Below are 16,585 nucleotides of genomic sequence, written 5' to 3'. Positions count from 1 at the left end.
CCATAGTGCTGATCGCCTAATGCTATGGAATTTGAAGCCAATTCCGCATGATGACAAGCATCCGCGGAGGAGTTGAGCAGGAGGAGCCGCCGTGACCGACATCAGCATTGAAGCTGTAACGGGCAAGCTGAACCGGGCCGGCTATGATGCCTTCATACAGGCCCTGCGCCACGCAAAGAGCGCCGGCAATCGCAACGTCGAGCTTGCGCACTGGCTGTTTCATATTCTGCAGCAGGAGGGCAACGATCTCAGCCTCTCGGTCGATCACTACAAGCTCGACCGCGCGCGCTTATTGTCGGACCTGGCCGGCGTGATCAGCGGCTTTTCTAAAAACGAGACCGACATGCCGGGCGTCGCGAATTCGGTCATCGATCTGCTCGATCGCGGCTGGCACTATGCCACGCTCTTCTTTGGCGAGACCCAGATCCGCACCGGTCATCTGCTCGTTGCCGGCCTGAAATCGAACGATATTCGTCGCGCGCTGAACAACCTCTCGCGGGAATTTGCCAAGGTCAACGTCGACGCACTGGCGGCGGAACGCCGCGCTGTCTGGACCGGCTCCGATGAGGAGACCATGCGGCCGATGGACGGATCGGGCCTGGTTGGCGCCGGCACGGAAGGCGCGGCCCAAGCTGGTCCGAAGGGCACGACGCCGCTCGACCGGTTCTCCCAGGACCTCACTGCCAAGGCTAAATCGGGCGAAATGGATCCGATCCTTGGCCGGGACGAAGAAATCCGCCAACTGATCGACGTGTTGATGCGTCGGCGGCAGAACAATCCAATTCTCACCGGCGAGGCTGGCGTCGGCAAGACCGCAGTTGTCGAAGGCTTCGCGCAGCGCATTGCCGCCGGCGACGTGCCGCCACCGCTGTGCGGTGTAAGGCTCTGCGCACTCGACATCGGCCTGATGCAAGCCGGCGCCTCCATGAAGGGCGAGTTCGAGCAGCGCTTGCGGTCGGTGATCGACGAGGTCCAGAGCTCACCTACTCCCATCATCTTGTTCATCGATGAGGCCCACACACTCATCGGCGCCGGCGGCGCCGCCGGTACCGGCGATGCGGCCAATCTCCTGAAACCTCCCCTCGCCCGTGGCACGCTTCGTACGATCGCCGCCACCACATGGGCGGAATATCGCCAGTACATCGAGAAGGATCCCGCGCTCACCCGGCGCTTCCAGCCAATCCAGATCGATGAACCTGATGTGGAGACCTGCTGCATCATGCTTCGCGGACTTCTCGGTCCGATGGAAAAGCACCATGGCGTTCGCATTTCGGATGCTGCGATCGTCGCAGCAGTTAACCTGTCCCACCGATACATTCCTTCACGGCAGTTGCCGGACAAGGCGGTTAGCCTGCTTGATACAGCCTCGGCACGCGTAGCCATCAGCCAGAGCGCGACGCCGGCCTTGATCGAGGATGCACGCGTGGCGATTGCCGCTCGTGAAGCTGAGAGATCTGCGCTCGTCAGCGACGGCGACCTTGGGATAGAGGACAACGAGCGCATTGTCGCGATCGACAACGACATCGCCGCACTGAAAGACAAGCTGACGAACCTCGATGGCGATTGGGCGGTCGAGCAGGAGCTCATCAAGGACATCCGCAGCATTCGTGAAATCCTGTCCAGGCCCAAGGAAGGCGAAGATCCGGCTGCCAGGCGCGCGGAGCTGCGGGGCAAGTTCGACACACTTGAGACCATCAATCCGGAAAAGCGAATGGTCTATGCCCATGTAGACCAGCAGTCGGTGGCGTCCGTTGTCTCTGATTGGACCGGCATCCCGGTCGGCCGGATGATGCGCGACGAGATCGAAACCGTGCTGAAGCTACCGGAGATCCTCAACCGCCGCGTCGTCGGCCAGTCCCATGGGCTGACAATGATCGCCAAGCGAATTGAGACCAGCCGCGCTAAGCTGGACAACCCGTCGAAACCGATCGGCGTATTCATGCTGGCTGGCCCGTCCGGTGTGGGCAAGACCGAAACCGCCCTGGCGCTTGCTGAGACTCTTTATGGCGGCGAGCAAAACATGATTACGATCAACATGTCAGAGTTCCAGGAAGCGCACACCGTCTCGACCTTGAAAGGCGCACCTCCCGGGTATGTCGGCTATGGCGAAGGTGGGCGCCTCACCGAGGCCGTCCGGCGCAAGCCCTATAGCGTCATTCTGCTCGACGAGGTGGAGAAAGCTCATCCCGACGTCCATGAGATTTTCTTTCAGGTATTCGACAAAGGAACCATGGAGGACGGCAACGGGCGACGGATCGACTTCAAGAACACTTTGATCATCCTTACCACCAACGTCGGCACCGATATGATCATGGGCCTATCACGCGATCCAAAGTATCGCGACGAGCCGGAAGAGCTCGCCAGGATGCTAAGGCCGGAGTTGCTCAAGGTGTTCCCAGCGGCGCTGCTCGGACGCATCGTCTCGATACCGTACTTCCCGCTATCGGACGAGATGCTGTCCGGGATCGTGCGTTTGCAACTCGACCGCATCGGAAGGCGCCTTCGCGACAATCATAACGCGACCTTCGGTTATGACGACGCGGTCGTCGAGCACATTGTGTCGCGCTGCAACGACCCCGACTCCGGTGGGCGAATGATTGACAACATCATCACCAACACCCTGCTCCCCGAGCTGTCGCGCGAATTCCTCAGCAAGTCGCTCGCCAAGGAAGAGGTGAAGGAAGCACGTGTCTCGATCGACAACAACAAGTTCGCATATTCGTGGAATTGAGCACGATGAACATTCAAACCGAGCATCGTCACCCAAACATCGGTCCAACGCCATACGACGAGGTCTACTACCCGGGCCATGTTTATGGGCTTACTCATCCCAACCATCTTGCTACCATGACCGCCGTTTACGGCATGCAGCCGGCGCCGGTCGAGCGTTGCCGGGTGCTGGAGCTTGGCTGCGGCGTCGGCGGCAACCTGTTGCCGATGGCCTTTCAATACCCGAACAGCGAGTTCGTCGGTGTCGACCTGAGCGGCGTGACGATCGAGCGCGGTCAGAACAATGTCGCTACATTGGGCCTGGAGAACATCAAGCTTCTCCACTGCGACATCATGAATGTCGATGCAAGCTTCGGACGGTTCGACTACATCATCGCGCACGGCGTGTATTCCTGGGTGCCACCGGCGGTGCGCGAGAAGATGATGATGATCTTCAAACAGAACCTCGCGCCGCAGGGGGTCTGCTACGTCAGTTACAATGCGCACCCGTTCTCACATATGCGCGACATGGTCCGCGACATGATGCGGTATCACACCCGCCGCCTCACCGGCATGAAAGAAAAAGTAGGACAGGCCCGCGCAATCTTAAAGTTCTTGAGCGAGGGATCGAAAGCCAACTCGGTTCACGGCGCGATCATGCGCGATCAGTACAACCGCGTCCTCAAGGCGCCCGACGAGCTGTTGTTTCATGACGATCTCGACGAAGGCGCCGAGGCCTTCCTGCTGCACGAGGTTGTCGAGTTTGCAGGCTCTCATGGCTTGCAATATCTAAGCGACGCCGATTTCTCGCGACGCAATCTGGCGGGCTATTCCGAGGAGGTACGCGCGACGTTGCAACGCTTCCCGGAAACCGAGTTCATGGCACGCGATCAGTATCAGGACTTTATCGACGGTAACGGCTTTCGCCGTACCTTGCTCTGCCACGACAACGTCTCGCTCTCCCGCCAGACCGACCTCGATTTCGTCACCCGGTTCTATTTGCTGAGCACGACGAGCCCGGTTGATCCGGACGCCTGCGTAACGGACGATTCAGCGATGGAATTCGAAAATGAGGACGGTAGCAGGATCACGGTGACCAATTCGCTCTTGAAGGCGGCGCACCTATGCCTCGGCCGCGCTTGGCCTCGCGCGCTGTCATTTGACGAATTGCTCGATGGGGCGCGAGTGCTGCTTGGCGGCGGGCAGGCAGATGATGACCAAAAGGCGTTGACCGAGGCGATGTTTATCCTGGCTTGCAGCGGCGAGGTCTCGTTCCTGCTGTCGCGTCCCTTCTTATTGACGGAAGCGACCGAGCATCCGCAGGCGAGCCTGCTCGCGCGAAAACAAGCGCAAACAGGTCCGCTCGTCACCAATCTCCTCCACCAAACCGTGCAGTTGGAGGACGACCGAACCAGGGATTTCCTGCAATTGCTCGATGGTACGCGGACGATCGACCAGATCACGGCCGAAATGACCGAGAAATTCGGCCCGACCATCCAGGTAGGTCAGAAGGATCGTGCCAGGAAGCCCGCCGAGCCGCTGCTGCTATCAACGCGAGAAAGCGTTCAACGCTCGCTTGCGATGGTCGGCAAGCTGGGCTTGCTAATCGCCTGACGCGCTCATGTGCGCCGGGCACCGTGGAAGGAGTGGCGGAAGGAACCAGAAGATCTGCTACCTCCCGAAACAGGCGAGGTGCCCATCACTCAGCCATCGTGGGTGTACTGCTGGCCGAGCAGCCATCCGGTGAGAATACCACCGGGTCCGCTGGTATAGACCGGATGAAGGCCCACGCCGGCGCGCAGCATCCGCCATTCACTCTCGCCGACCCAGGGAATGCCAGGATCGCCCTTTTGGTATTGCGACAGTAACGTTTTGGCGACCTCAGCGGCATTGGCGTAAATCGGGCCGTTGGCCCAGCGCGGCCGCGGGAGGCCGGTCATGCGGCAATAGAGCGCCGTGCAGACGTACGCGGACGCCTCTTCGGCATTGGCGTCGAGGCCGGTACGCAACAGATCGTAGGCTGCATGCAGGCTCTCATGGACGATATAGGCTCCGTCCATCCGCCCCGCCGCCGACACGACCTCCAGCGTGTTCGCAGCGACCGCTGTGCCGTCCGCCCTGGTTCTCGCCACATCGTTATATTGTGCGGCAACGCCTGCCGCGAGATCCGTCGGAGCCCTGACGGTGACCCGCCCCAACCGGATCGCGCGGGCGACGTGATGGAACGTTTGCGGCGCAATCGTCACGTGGCTGCCGCGGATCGGAAATCGGAAACGAATGCGTGCGACCGCCGGCCCATTGAGTATATCCAATACCCTGCCTCGCAGTGACATCTGATCGTCCTCGCCGCTTAAAGTACCCCCTGCATAGTGGTCGCCGATTCCAGTTGGCGGGTTCAAACTGCGTCGGTGCTGGGGCAATAGGGGTTTGACTCTTGCCGTAATTGGCATGGGGCGTTCGGTAACTTCATAGAACGAGCAGACATTGAACCCGAACCCGTTCGGGCGAGACCAATCTGAGGTGAGGATTGCCACGGAGGGCGCGCCATGACGACGACCGATCCGACGACGACCGACACTTACCGGAAGATCGCGGCGCGATTGACCATGCTGCGACCGCAGATCGATTTGAAGAATTACTTTGCCGGCGCCAACCCGAATGTGCGCCTTTATGACGAGAAGCCCTACATCCGACACCAACTCGAGAAGTATGGTGTCGCTGCCGCGACGACCACGCTCGACGGCGTCACCTTCCTGCCCAAGGACTGGGAAGAGCTGATCAAGAAGCTGCGCATTGCCAAGACGACGGACGGATTCGACGCATTCGCCGAAGGGCAAAGCCCGGAAAAGGCGTCGCATTGGGCTCTCGATCTGTCGATGGCGGCAACGATCGGCAAGGGGTTTCGGGAGATCTGGCGCCCAAAGCTGTCCGACAAGCCACTCTCAACGCGGGATCTCCCGGGCCGGCACGGCTTCGGGCTCGGACGCGACCGCGGACAATGGAGTGATGCCTACAGCTCGCAATTCGGCAAAGACCCGCAGCCCCAGGACATCACCTCGCTGCATTTCGCAGTAGCACCCGACCGGGTGAACGTGCACATCGACGAAACAGGCTTCGTGTTCGAGGGCGTGGACGGTGCCCTTACGGTCGGGCCGAACTTCATGCACCACGCCGGCAATGAGCTGTTCTGGAAGAGCAACTCACATGTGCCGCGTTGGGCGGCCGAACACATCGACTTGATATTGCCGAACAGCGCGAACGACTTTTCGCGCGTGGGCGTTTCGGTCGACATGTACCAGCGCAAAGATCTGCGCGTCACGGTCACCGGCTCCTGCGGAATTTTCGGCGGTTTCGAGTGCTCCGGAACCGTGAGCGTCAGCGGCACGCATGACCTGCTAGGCTCGAGGTCAAAAGGCCGACGCTAAAGCGGGGATTGCTGGTTCGATTGTCCACGCCTCCAAGCTACGAATGAGGCTCCTCCCTAGCCTACCTGTTCGCGGTCCGAATGAATGGAACCATCGAACCGCCTCAAGGTAACGGCGACCAATGAATATTGGTGGCAAGAGTAGTTCTGCAGGACTCAGCAAGGGAGGTCCTTACATTGCCGAACCAGGAAAGACCCTTGAGGCCTGTCGTCGAAAGCTACGTACCGCCAGCGGGAACGCGACATGCGGTGGCGGCAGGCGAGACCTGGATATCCCTCGCCAAGCGGATCGGCATCGATCCATGGGACCTCATCGAGTTCAATTTTCCCGGCATCAAGCTCGTCAAACAGCGCGATTTCCAACAAGCCACAAGGCAGGTGAACTGGTACCTAGCCGAGTATGTAGGCTGCCGCGCGATATCGCCCGACCGCCAGAATTTTGCGTTTTCTTCCGGTACGACCGGCGGGAAAGGTGGATGGAAAGGCGGCTTCATCTATCTACCGCCAGGTACGCCGCCTCCCCCGCCGATTGCGCCCATTCCACCGGTTGCGCCCACACCAGTGGCCCCGATCCCACCGGCATGTGAAGGAGGCCGACCCGACTTCGCCCGCGTGCTGGACGTCAGCGAACGGGATTTCGCGCGCAACGTCTTTGGCCCGACCCTGCCGCCGTGGGAGACGATCGCGATTACCAACGGCCTGGGAGCAGGCGGAAGACCGTGGACGAACGACGGACCGTTCTTTAGAGGAAGCAATCCCATGGTGCCGAGCATGCGGTATGCCATCAATCTTGGCAATGTCGCGTTCAGTAACCTGGCATCTCCTAGCCCCACCTTCGGCCTCCTGTGCGACAACTTCGGTCGAATTTGCGACCTCTTCGTGCACGAAATGACCCATGTGTGGCAGGCGTTCAACGATTCGAACTGGACGATGGCGCGCTCCTTCTGGGCGCAGACAATCGGTGCCGGCTACGAGTACACGCCCGGCGACTCCTGGGACTCATACAACGTCGAGCAACAGGCACACATCGTTGAAGATTGGCACAAATACAAAATCAGTCTTCCGATGCTTGCCGAGGAACGCTATCCGTACGTCCGGCTCGTGATCCGATCTGGACGCCTCACTTTTCCTCGCGGGCTGGATCTGGCGGAATTGAAAAAGGACCTTCAAGATCTGCGCGCAAGGCACCTGGAGTAGGTCCGCCGCAAGGGAGTGGTCGGGAGCTTACTCAAGTGATGCACCAACACGCCGATAATTCGACGCGGTGCGGTAGCGCATTCTTCCTCTCTCCGAGAGTAGTTTTACGACTTGTCCAGCGTGCTGGTCAGCTTCATAGCGCAAGCACACGGAGAAGAATTGCGCGGCCGCCATGCGACAGGCAATCGACGTCCTGGCAGACTGTTTTCTGCGTCGCTAGCGCGCGGCGCATAGCTCGCGACAACCGCGGTCAGAATAGCCCGGGCTCGACGTACAATTTGCTCGCCCTCGCAGCCGCCGACGAAATCCAGACCGCAAAATCATCGATCGAGGTTCAAATCTACACCAAGCAAACTCGACACCAGCACATTGCCCCGCATGGCGAATTTCCGGTGTGTTGCCGGGCTCAACCGGCGAGCAACGATCCGGATGATTATCCCGGCGCGGTGAACCGGCGCGACACTATTGTGGATTAAGGTTGGGGAAAGCTTTAGCAAGCTTCGCACAGTCCTTGCAGGATTCCGGTGTATACGCGGCGCAAAGCTTCATGATCGTTCCTCGGAGGGGCTTCAACCTGGTCTGCCCTTACGGGCTTTCAACGGGCGTGGGGACGAGTAAGATGCTGTCTCGTGGCCCGGAGGCGGCATGAGCCAGCGCAAGTTCATGGGACTTGTCGGCGGTGCGACAGCATCAGGGCCGGGCATTGCGCTAGCGAGCCAGCGATCAGCCAACGCAGCCGCCGAGCCCGGTTACGATGATGAGCAAGAATTCCCACTGATCATCGCGAACATCCCCGCAACCCCTCGTCAAAAGGCCTGGGCGGTGGGTGTCGCCGTCTTGCTCATCGTCCTTGCAGCGGTCATCGCGCCGTTCGCCCGGATCCAATTGGGCCAGATTAATGGTTTCGTTCCAGTGTTGCAGACCGCGTTGGCCTTGGCCGAGTTCATCACGGCAGCCCTGCTATTTGCTCAATTTTCGATCCAGCCTCAACGGGCACTTCTCGCACTGGCAAGCGGATACGTTTTCAGCGGATCATTCGCATTCTTGCAAACGCTCGCCTTTCCGAACGGATACGCTTCCGCGGGTGTCATTGGGGATGGACTGAACAGCCCAGCTTGGCTTTACGTGCTATGGCACGCAACGTTCCCCGCGGCGATTTTCGGCTACGGGTTCACGAAGGATCATTCCGCCGGCGGCAGACCAGGCAAACCTGCAACAGCCGCGATCATAATAGTTGTCGGGTGCATCGGCGCCGCCGTGGCAGGACTGACGTGGATCGTGAACGCGAAAGCCGAATGGCTTCCTAATTTCTACGTGAACGACGTCAGGCACCAGACCCCTCTCGGCAATCAGGTCAACCTGATGCTTTTGCTATGGAATCTGACTGCTCTCACCGTTTTGTTTGCACGCATGCGCACCATTCTTGACCTCTGGCTGATGGTGACTTTGCTCGCCTACTTGCCGAACTTTCTGGTAGCAATCATCGGCAGCTCGGTTCGGTTCACCATCGGTTGGTACGCAGCACGCGGTTTCGTTCTCGTCGGCAGTTGCATGTTGCTGACCGTATTGCTCATCGAAACGATGTTTATCTATTCGCGCCTTGCCAGCGTCATTGCCCTGCAACGACGCGAACGAGCGAACCGGCTTCTCAGCATCGACGCGGTCACTGGCGCGATCGCCCACGAGCTAAGATCGCCATTGGGGGCCATCTCGCTCAATGCTGCGACAGGCCTAAGTCACCTGCGAGCTGCCCCCCTTGAACTGGAGGACCTCGAGACATCCTGTCTGACATCGAAGCGGACAGCAGCCGCGCCGCTGACATCATATCGAACATTCGCGAGATGACAATCAAAACGGCGCAGGGCGGCGCTTCAGCAAACGTCGAGGATGTCGCCGAGCTTGCGCTGAGACTGTTGAGGCACGATCTTCTTGCCAATGGCGTATCAGTAATTACGGAGTTTCAGGGCAACATTCCCTCAGTCGCTCTGGGCGGCACTGAGCTTCAGCAGATTGTCCTGAACCTCTGCAAAAACGCGCTTGACGCAATGAGTTCTGTCCCCGCCGATCAACGACAGCTCCGTATGAAAACCAGCCTTGATGGTGGCGCAACGGTCCATTTGTCCGTAGAAGACTCCGGCACCGGCATCACACCCCGTCACCAAGAGCGCATCTTCGATCCGTTCTTCACGACGAAACAAGGCGGTATGGGATTGGGGCTGGCCATCTCCTCCAACCTGGTCGGAAGGTGCGGTGGAAAGCTGAGGCTGGTCAAATCGGACGTCAGGGGCTCCGTTTTCGAGCTGGAAATGCCCGTCTCCGCCCCCGCTTCGGTGCAATGACGGTACGGGACCGTCACGACCATTCCGCCTTTCGCGCGCGCTCACTTCAGAGAGATCATGATTGTGCTGAGACTAGCGGCGAATTCCACCCCGGCTTTTGGTCCCTGCAGCACCATCGTGACCCCTTTGTCGTTGCGCAGCTGAGCGCCATTGATGCCGCCGATCAGGGCAGCCCCGCCACCGACCGAGCTGTATGCGCCGGCAAAATCGCTGACCTCTCGAATGCCTGAAGCCCAGCCCTCGAGCCACCCAACGGTAGCGCCGACGGTAAAACCCAAGCTTACCCCGCTGATGCGGAACGGATGATGGCGGCCGCGATAGGTCAGCACGCCGCCCAGCGCCACCGCCCACGAGCAGCCCCGCCTTTACGATCTTGATCCGGACCTGCGCGGATGCCTGTGCAAACGATGGGGTCGTCGGGATAAGGAGTGCGAGCAGCACGAGGCGTGCCAAACGCCAAAGAAGCCCACGCAAGATCTGCGTGCGTCGCTCAGGGTTTTGCACCATCCAGCTTCTTCCAGGTCTGGTCCGGATCGAACGCGCTGATGCGGGAAACGAGGACCTTGGTCCGAGGCCCGAGATCCTTCTGGTAGACAACGCCCGCATGGTTGACCAGGAAGGTCATGACGCCGGAATTGCCGTACTCGGCCGGCCAGGCGACCAGTGCGAAACCTCCGATCATCTTGCCGTTGACGACATAGTTCAGCGCGCCGCCTGGCGTGTTCGATCCCTGCCCCTTCAGGATGCGGAAATAGTAGCCATGATAGGGCGCCGGCCCCTCCTCGGCCTTGTAGCCTTCGGCGGAAGCCTGCGCCGCCAATGCACCGAGCGGGCTCGGGTCGCTGTCGTCGCGCCAGAACAACCCGTCCTTCTTGCCTGCGCTGCTGACGATGCGCTGCGCGTACACGCCAGTACCCTCACCGCGATCCTTGTCGGCGTATTCGTTCTCGGCATCGACAAAGGCGAGACTGGTCTGGATCGCGTCGAGTTCATTGCGGCCGATGCGGCGATACAGGACCTCAATGCGGCCTTCGGCGGTATCGAATTCCCAGCCGGTCCTGGTGTTGACGAGCGGAATCGGGAACGGAAAGTCGTCCGGACCCAACATCAGCACTGCCTTCCTGTTACCTTCCGCCTTGATCGCATGCTTCGCATCATACATCGAGGTGAAGCGTTTCCGGATGTCGACGTCGGCGACCTCGTCGCCGGAGGAAACGATGTCCTCGGCAGCGCTGCCGAGGACTTTCAGGATGGCCCGGTCCGGCCCGCTTTTCACGGCGGCAGCGAGCGCCGCTGCCGCATCCTCCGGTGTCGGATAGGACTGCTGCGCAAGGGATGGCGAGCTCAGGAGCCCCAGCGCAATAATGGCCGGCAAGATGGCGCGACGAAGCGACTTCAAACCCATCATGGCGTCACCTCGCCAGGAATCCGCGCGCCGCTCTCGAGCCAGTCGCGATAGGTACGGAATTTCAGACCGAGCTTTTCGTAATAGACCCGGAGATAGCCGTCGGCTCCGCGGGTGACGGCTACCGGCTTCACGTCCTCGACTTCTTGCGCAATGACGCCGACATAGGCCTTGTCGCTGCCGATATAGCTGAAGCGGTAATAACCAAGACCGCTTGCGAGATGGCCGAGCAGAACGACGTCATGCTTCAGCGCGATATCGGAACGCCGTCCGCCGCCACCACCACCACCACGGCCTCCGCCACCCTGGAAGCCTCCGCCGCCGCCTCGGCCGGCGAAGCTCGCACCTCCGCCGCCGCCACCGCGCGGTCCCATGCTCGCCATGCTCGCATGACCACGCGCCGATGCTGCGGCCGCCGAGCGGCCCGACGACACGTTCAGCACGCTTCCGCTACCACCGCGGTTCGCGGCTTTGGCGCCCCCACCCTTGGCGCCGCCCGCTTTAGGGCCAGTACTCTTTGCGCCGGCATTCTTGGCACCACCGCCCTTGGCCGCGCGATCGCCACCGCCTTTGGCGCGATCGCCTCCCGCCTTGGCGCGATCCCCGGCGCCTTGACGGTCGCCACCTCGGTCGCCAGCGCGATCTGCCGCACGATCCCCAGCGCGATCTGCGCCACCAGGCCGATCCTGTCCCGGCTTCAAGACTTGCTGTCCGTCGCGGCCGCGGAAATCCATGCGGTCGGCGGCGCCGGCCTTCAGATTGCTATTGCCGAAGCGCTGCTGAACGTTGGCGTTGTTGTAGCGTACCCCTTGGCGATGCGACGGATTGTGCTGCCAGCCAGTTCCGATGTTGGTGGTGCGGTGATTGATATAGACGTTGCGGTTACCCCAGTTGCAGCCGCCGCCCCAATAATTGCCCCAGCGACCGATGGCCCAGGCTGTGCCGAACGCGAGACCCGCCGCGACGACGCCTGCGCCGATGTAGGACGGGTAGCCGAAGTAATATGGTGGATACTCGGTGTAGGGCCACGCGCCGTAGACCGTCGCAGGCTCGTAGTACGGCACGTACATCGTATCGGGAACCGCCGGCTCGATCACGACCACCTGCCTGCTTTCCTCGGTCTTCACGGTCACCTTCTGCTGCGTGGTGGTCACCAGCTTCTTGTTGTCATAAGCCTTGGTCCGCAGCCGCTGGACCGCATCCATCACATCCGATTGCTGCGCGAGCACGGCGTCGCCCAGCGCCTTGGTCCAGTCGAGCTTGTCGCTCATCATGGCCAACGCTTCGGCGGTTGAGGCCAGCGCCTTGACGCTGTCATCCCAAGGCTGCTTCTCGACTTCAGTCTTCAGGGCATCACCCTTCAGAGTCTTGCGCTCTTTCAGCCAGCGATCGGCCTGAACGACTTCCAAGGGATAGGTGGACGCGGCCAGCACGTTTGCAAGCAGTTCGTCCGGATAGAGCGCAATCGGTGCGACCAGAGCTTCGAGCTGCTCGGGCTTGAGCAACTCAGCAGCCGATGGAGGCTTGCCGGCGGTTTGGACTCCGCTACTTGGGGCCGCCGGAGCGTCTGCGGTTTGGGCTACTGCGGCGACAGGCATCGCCAAGAGCAACGCCATCGCGATCAGAGTGTTCCCGCAACGAAGCATCACGTCCTCCCTTGAGCTCCCGTTGGACCAAGCATCTTGGACGATCAGTGTCTTCTATTGATCAAGATCAAAGAAGATGGAGCTCTCCCGGAGGTCGGAGCTATTCACTCCGCGGCCGGACGTTCGATCCGATCGATGTCCGGCCGCACCGCTTGGCCGCTGCTGCCCAGCCGCGCAGAAAGTAAGATCCGGCGATCGTGGATCAGGCTTTGAAGGCGGTGCGCGGCTACATTCAGTGTGGAGACATCGAGCGCATTCTCGTCTCCTGCAGCGGCCTTGGCGCGCTGGCCCTGGAGCACCCGGTCGATCTCGACCTCGATATCGGACAGTTCGGCCTCCGCCTCCGTCCTGCGTATCCGCGCGCCCAGTGCATACAGTAAGTCCAGGCCCCGTTCGTCCTTAGAAGGATCACGCACCTGAAGGAATTTCCAAGCCGCCGCCAATATAGAGATGAGGCCGCCGAAAATCATGGGCGCGAGGAAGATCGCGTTTCCCCATTCGTCCAGAAAGCTCTGCTGCGTTCCGTTGTAGAATGCTGCGGCGCCAGGATGAACCGGGAGGAAGGCGTCCGAATCCGTGCTCGGCGCGGTCATTTGCGAGAGGATCGGCAATTCACCGAGCAGACCCCTGCGCGCCTTCATCAGCGCGTCGGCCAGGCTGCCCGCCACCTCTGCGCTGAGCTGCTTCTGCGCGACCACATAGAACGAAACCCGCAGCGTGGTGAGATCCTCGCTCGGGACAGGCGGCGAACCGCGCAGCGTGCCCTTCGGGACATCGAAGCTTTCATAGGCGCGCTGCTTTTCAGCGATGGCACCAGCCGCCTCGACGGGAAGGAGGACCGGCGCGGTCTTCGGCGTCTGCAGAAAGAGGCCGCGCAAGAGGGCGAGATACTTTTCCGCAAGGGGAACGACGATCAGAATCGCCCGTACCTCCTTGGCATCGAGTGCCCGCCGCGCGTCTGCCGGTTGGAGATTGCGGAATGTCACGTTGGCGCGTCCAAGGCCGTATTCGTCGCTGAGGACGTCGACGACCTTGCGATTCATCTCGCCGCCGATCACGCCGACGCTGGTGCGCTTCAGACCAGCGATTTCGGTAATGGAGGAGCCCGGCGGCGCAACCAGCAGGACAACGGCATGGGCGAGAACCACGATGGCCTGCGCCTGCGATAGGTCGCCCACGTCGCCGCGGACGACAGCAAGCTCGACCTTTTCCGCCGCAAACTGCTCGGCAGCATCAAGCGCGTTGGTGGTTTCCACAAGCTTGAGCCGGACCGGGGCGTTCACCACGGCAAGCCGGCTTGCCAACGCCGATACCAGACGCGTGGCTTCGCCATCCAGCGATCCGACCGCGATGGTCAGCGTCGTCGGGTGAGAGTACCAGCGGTAGCCGAACAGGCCCGCTCCAAGCACGAGCACAACAGCGCTGGCGACAATGATAGAACGAAGCCAAACCGGCATTCTCGCAGGGACCATGTGGCGCTCACAGTTGATATGCGCTGGGTGGTCGGACTGGCTCATGATGCCAGACCGGCTCAACTGAGGCGCATCGCTGAACCGACGTGCGATTCAAACCAAAGCGAAGCCGGTCAGTGCCCGCTCAGCACCAGCGTCTTGATCGGCAGCAGCAGCGCCTGAATTCGCAACAGCATGGCGTGCACGAGCCCGACGCCATCGACGACATGCAAGGCGATTGCCCGACCCGTGCCGGTCTCCTTCGCGGAAATCTCCTCGTGATTGCTGGTATAGGCATTGACGATGCAGCTGCTGCCCGGCGTCACGCCTTCAAGTCCGCCCTTATAGAGCGGCTCAAGGAAGGCCAGGATCGTGCCGGGCCGGCCGACGTTCTGCGCTTCTATCAGTTGCTCGCCACTTCGGAACTGCCCGGCCGCGATGTAGTCCTGGACACTGGTGACGACCATGGGAATGATCACCCACGGCTTCGAGATGCAGGTTGCTTCCGCCACCATGCCGACCTTCATCACCTGCGCCTCGATCTGACCAAAGCCGGCCTGCAAGGCGCGCCTGCCGGCGCCGTCCGGAACCAGCACGCCGGCCGGGCGCATCAGCTGATTGACGACATCGCCGGTGCGGACCAGGAATTGCTCCACGCGGCCGTCGACACCGGCGCGAACGAAGGTCTTGTCCAGATCGACCTGCGCTTCCGCCAACGCCGCCTGGCCGCTCGCTTTTTCAGCCGGCAACAGCGTTGAAAGCCGCAACGTCGCTGACGTCTTGGACGCAGTGGCCGAGTCCACACCAGCCTGCCGCTGGTTGACCACGACCTGTAATTTCTCGATATCGCGTTGCGGGACGATACCGGGGTTGCGGCGCTGCAACTCCGTCTTGACATCCAGCTCGTCCTTGGCCTGCTGAAGGCTGGCCTTGGCTTCCTGGATCTGCGCTTCGGCTTTGACGACGTCGTTTTCGGCGCTTGTCATCGCAGCGTCGACCTCGGCGATCTTGCGGGTGGCTGTTTCCAACGCAGCCTTCTGCTTCGAACCGTCCAGCCTGAACAGCACATCACCCTTCTTCACGGCCTCGCTGTAGCCGACATTGACTTCCGCGACGCGGCCCGAGCCCTCGGGCAGGATCGGCACCGTGCGGAAATAGAGTGTGGCCGAGGTCGTTGACGGATGAAAGTAGGAGATCATCGTGATCAGAGAAATCGTGAGCATCAGGCAGCCGGTGATGCCCCATCGCAATTCGTACCAAATGGAAAAGAACGTGATCTCTTTGCCGAAACGTTTGCCTTGGGCATAGCGGCGGTAGAGGTAGTCCGGCAGGATGGTCAGAACATGAGCTCAAACATGGCTGTGTTCCTTCCCCTTGACGATCGGCTTCTCGACCGGCGGCAGGATTGGCAGTTCAGGCTCGCGGCCCTCACCGGGCGCCGCGTCAGCGATTCTCTCGACCGAGCCTGCGATGCTCCGCAGCGGCGTGCCCAAATCCGGCAGGTCGATCATCGCGAGCAGAAGGCCGGCCACCCAGAAAATGTGCATGTGCGTAAAGAGCGAGATGATGCCCAGCATGGCCACGATCTCGAACTGCAGCTTCTGCGACTTGTGCGCCATTCGTTCGGGAAGGCTGTGCAGCTTCCAATAGAGCGTACCGACCCAGAGCACGCTGCCGATCAGGAAGATCCCCATCACCACCATCAGCACCGTCCGTGCCGCTTCCCGGCGCGAGATAGAACGGCAGATGATGCGGGGCCAACGGATGAATTTGCTCGGTCAATGGTCGCCTCCACAGAAGGGATCAGGGCGGTCTGCGCGCCGGCTCGTTACCGTGGCCGCGCAGGTGAGAAAATTGCTTGATATGAATCAAAGGTCCGGACGGCGCGAAACATACCTTAGCCCTGACTCCGATCCCACAGCAAGCCAGGAACGCACCAATCATGCCCGGCATCGATGAGCTCATTCCCAACGCACTGCAAATTCGCAAGGAAGCTGCGCTCGAGGAAGCCAGAAAGGCCGAGGAATATGTTCGCCTCGCCGCCGCGGCCGAAGCCGAGAAACGCGACTTGATCGAACGGCTAAGCAAACCGTCCGGAAAATCCGAGGAGGAGAAAATCAAGCTCGCCTCGACCATCATCCAGCGCGCAGTTCGCAACGGCCTGACCGAAGTGCAGGTCTATCGCTTCCCGAATACCCTGTGCACCGACAAGGGCCGCGCGATCAACCAAATGGAGGCGGGCTGGGAGAAAACGCTGACGGGAATTCCAAAAGAGATCTTCGAGCTCTGGTCCGAATACCTCAAGCCGCGCGGCTATCGCATCGGCTATCAGGTCATCGATTTTCCCGGCGGCGTGCCCGGCGACATCGGCGTCATCATTTCCTGGGGCGACTGATCACGTTTCGGCCGAGTTA

The 16,585-nt window shown here is 60.9% G+C and carries 14 protein-coding genes and 1 pseudogene; 8 read left to right on the top strand and 7 right to left on the bottom strand.

Going from position 1 to position 16,585, the window contains the following annotated elements; all coding sequences use genetic code 11:
• Positions 1-91 precede the first annotated feature (91 nt).
• Both tssH and AC0L23_RS19975 read left to right on the top strand, forming a co-directional pair.
• Entirely contained in the window at positions 92-2,731 is a 2,640-nt protein-coding gene (gene tssH, locus AC0L23_RS19980) for a type VI secretion system ATPase TssH (RefSeq protein ID WP_473357340.1), read from the top strand.
• 5 nt (positions 2,732-2,736) lie between these two features.
• Positions 2,737-4,323, top strand: coding sequence for a methyltransferase regulatory domain-containing protein (locus AC0L23_RS19975; protein WP_473357339.1), 1,587 nt, complete (start codon positions 2,737-2,739; stop codon positions 4,321-4,323).
• Between the two features lie 89 nt (positions 4,324-4,412).
• On the opposite strand, the gene AC0L23_RS19970 is transcribed toward AC0L23_RS19975, so the two are convergent.
• Complete coding sequence (locus AC0L23_RS19970) at positions 4,413-5,021, bottom strand: hypothetical protein (protein ID WP_231190730.1); 609 nt, start codon at positions 5,019-5,021, stop codon at positions 4,413-4,415.
• A 234-nt stretch (positions 5,022-5,255) separates the two neighbouring features.
• Between AC0L23_RS19970 and AC0L23_RS19965 the strand changes: the two genes are divergently transcribed.
• From AC0L23_RS19965 to AC0L23_RS19945, 5 genes are all read left to right on the top strand, one after another.
• Positions 5,256-6,134, top strand: coding sequence for a hypothetical protein (locus AC0L23_RS19965; protein ID WP_162496436.1), 879 nt, complete (start codon positions 5,256-5,258; stop codon positions 6,132-6,134).
• A 197-nt stretch (positions 6,135-6,331) separates the two neighbouring features.
• Positions 6,332-7,330, top strand: coding sequence for a hypothetical protein (locus AC0L23_RS19960; RefSeq protein WP_473357338.1), 999 nt, complete (start codon positions 6,332-6,334; stop codon positions 7,328-7,330).
• Positions 7,331-7,608: 278 nt separating this feature from the next.
• Positions 7,609-7,806, top strand: coding sequence for a hypothetical protein (locus tag AC0L23_RS19955; RefSeq protein WP_157643029.1), 198 nt, complete (start codon positions 7,609-7,611; stop codon positions 7,804-7,806).
• Between the two features lie 169 nt (positions 7,807-7,975).
• A complete protein-coding gene (locus AC0L23_RS19950; RefSeq protein ID WP_473357337.1) occupies positions 7,976-9,175 on the top strand; it encodes an MASE4 domain-containing protein in 1,200 nt (399 codons plus the stop codon).
• Positions 9,172-9,669: a sensor histidine kinase gene (locus AC0L23_RS19945; RefSeq protein WP_018458153.1), complete on the top strand. Its 498-nt coding sequence runs from the start codon at positions 9,172-9,174 to the stop codon at positions 9,667-9,669. Before AC0L23_RS19950 ends, AC0L23_RS19945 begins: the two co-directional genes overlap by 4 nt.
• A 41-nt stretch (positions 9,670-9,710) precedes the next feature.
• Here AC0L23_RS19945 and AC0L23_RS19940 read toward each other — a convergent pair whose 3' ends face one another.
• The 6 genes and pseudogenes from AC0L23_RS19940 to AC0L23_RS19915 form a co-directional block, all read right to left on the bottom strand.
• Complete coding sequence (locus AC0L23_RS19940; protein WP_456653983.1) at positions 9,711-9,998, bottom strand: hypothetical protein; 288 nt, start codon at positions 9,996-9,998, stop codon at positions 9,711-9,713.
• A gap of 161 nt (positions 9,999-10,159) precedes the next feature.
• On the bottom strand, positions 10,160-11,077 hold the full coding sequence (locus AC0L23_RS19935; protein WP_473357336.1) for a DUF2950 domain-containing protein: 918 nt from the start codon (positions 11,075-11,077) through the stop codon (positions 10,160-10,162).
• Positions 11,074-12,720 (bottom strand): DUF3300 domain-containing protein, encoded by a 1,647-nt coding sequence (locus AC0L23_RS19930; protein ID WP_473357335.1) that lies wholly within the window; start codon positions 12,718-12,720, stop codon positions 11,074-11,076. The genes AC0L23_RS19935 and AC0L23_RS19930 overlap by 4 nt, the downstream gene beginning before the upstream one ends.
• Before the next feature lie 104 nt (positions 12,721-12,824).
• A complete protein-coding gene (locus tag AC0L23_RS19925; protein ID WP_473357348.1) occupies positions 12,825-14,192 on the bottom strand; it encodes a TAXI family TRAP transporter solute-binding subunit in 1,368 nt (455 codons plus the stop codon).
• A 113-nt stretch (positions 14,193-14,305) separates the two neighbouring features.
• Positions 14,306-15,511, bottom strand: coding sequence for an HlyD family secretion protein (locus tag AC0L23_RS19920; RefSeq protein WP_473357347.1), 1,206 nt, complete (start codon positions 15,509-15,511; stop codon positions 14,306-14,308).
• A gap of 9 nt (positions 15,512-15,520) precedes the next feature.
• Positions 15,521-15,932 (bottom strand): annotated as a pseudogene (locus AC0L23_RS19915) (hypothetical protein).
• Positions 15,933-16,113: 181 nt separating this feature from the next.
• Between AC0L23_RS19915 and AC0L23_RS19910 the strand changes: the two are divergent.
• Entirely contained in the window at positions 16,114-16,566 is a 453-nt protein-coding gene (locus tag AC0L23_RS19910) for a hypothetical protein (protein WP_204511558.1), read from the top strand.
• Positions 16,567-16,585 lie beyond the last annotated feature (19 nt).

It is taken from the genome of Bradyrhizobium sp. MI1.4 (assembly GCF_055811315.1).
This window is presented reverse-complemented; position numbering and strand designations above follow the sequence as displayed.

Coding starts and splice junctions, on each gene's coding strand:
- AC0L23_RS19950 (WP_473357337.1), top strand. CDS start 7,976: ATGAGCCAGCGCAAGTTCATGGGACTTGTCGGCGGTGCGACAGCATCA.
- AC0L23_RS19910 (WP_204511558.1), top strand. CDS start 16,114: ATGCCCGGCATCGATGAGCTCATTCCCAACGCACTGCAAATTCGCAAG.
- AC0L23_RS19965 (WP_162496436.1), top strand. CDS start 5,256: ATGACGACGACCGATCCGACGACGACCGACACTTACCGGAAGATCGCG.
- AC0L23_RS19930 (WP_473357335.1), bottom strand. CDS start 12,720: ATGCTTCGTTGCGGGAACACTCTGATCGCGATGGCGTTGCTCTTGGCG.
- AC0L23_RS19975 (WP_473357339.1), top strand. CDS start 2,737: ATGAACATTCAAACCGAGCATCGTCACCCAAACATCGGTCCAACGCCA.
- AC0L23_RS19945 (WP_018458153.1), top strand. CDS start 9,172: ATGACAATCAAAACGGCGCAGGGCGGCGCTTCAGCAAACGTCGAGGAT.
- AC0L23_RS19925 (WP_473357348.1), bottom strand. CDS start 14,192: ATGGTCCCTGCGAGAATGCCGGTTTGGCTTCGTTCTATCATTGTCGCC.
- AC0L23_RS19935 (WP_473357336.1), bottom strand. CDS start 11,077: ATGATGGGTTTGAAGTCGCTTCGTCGCGCCATCTTGCCGGCCATTATT.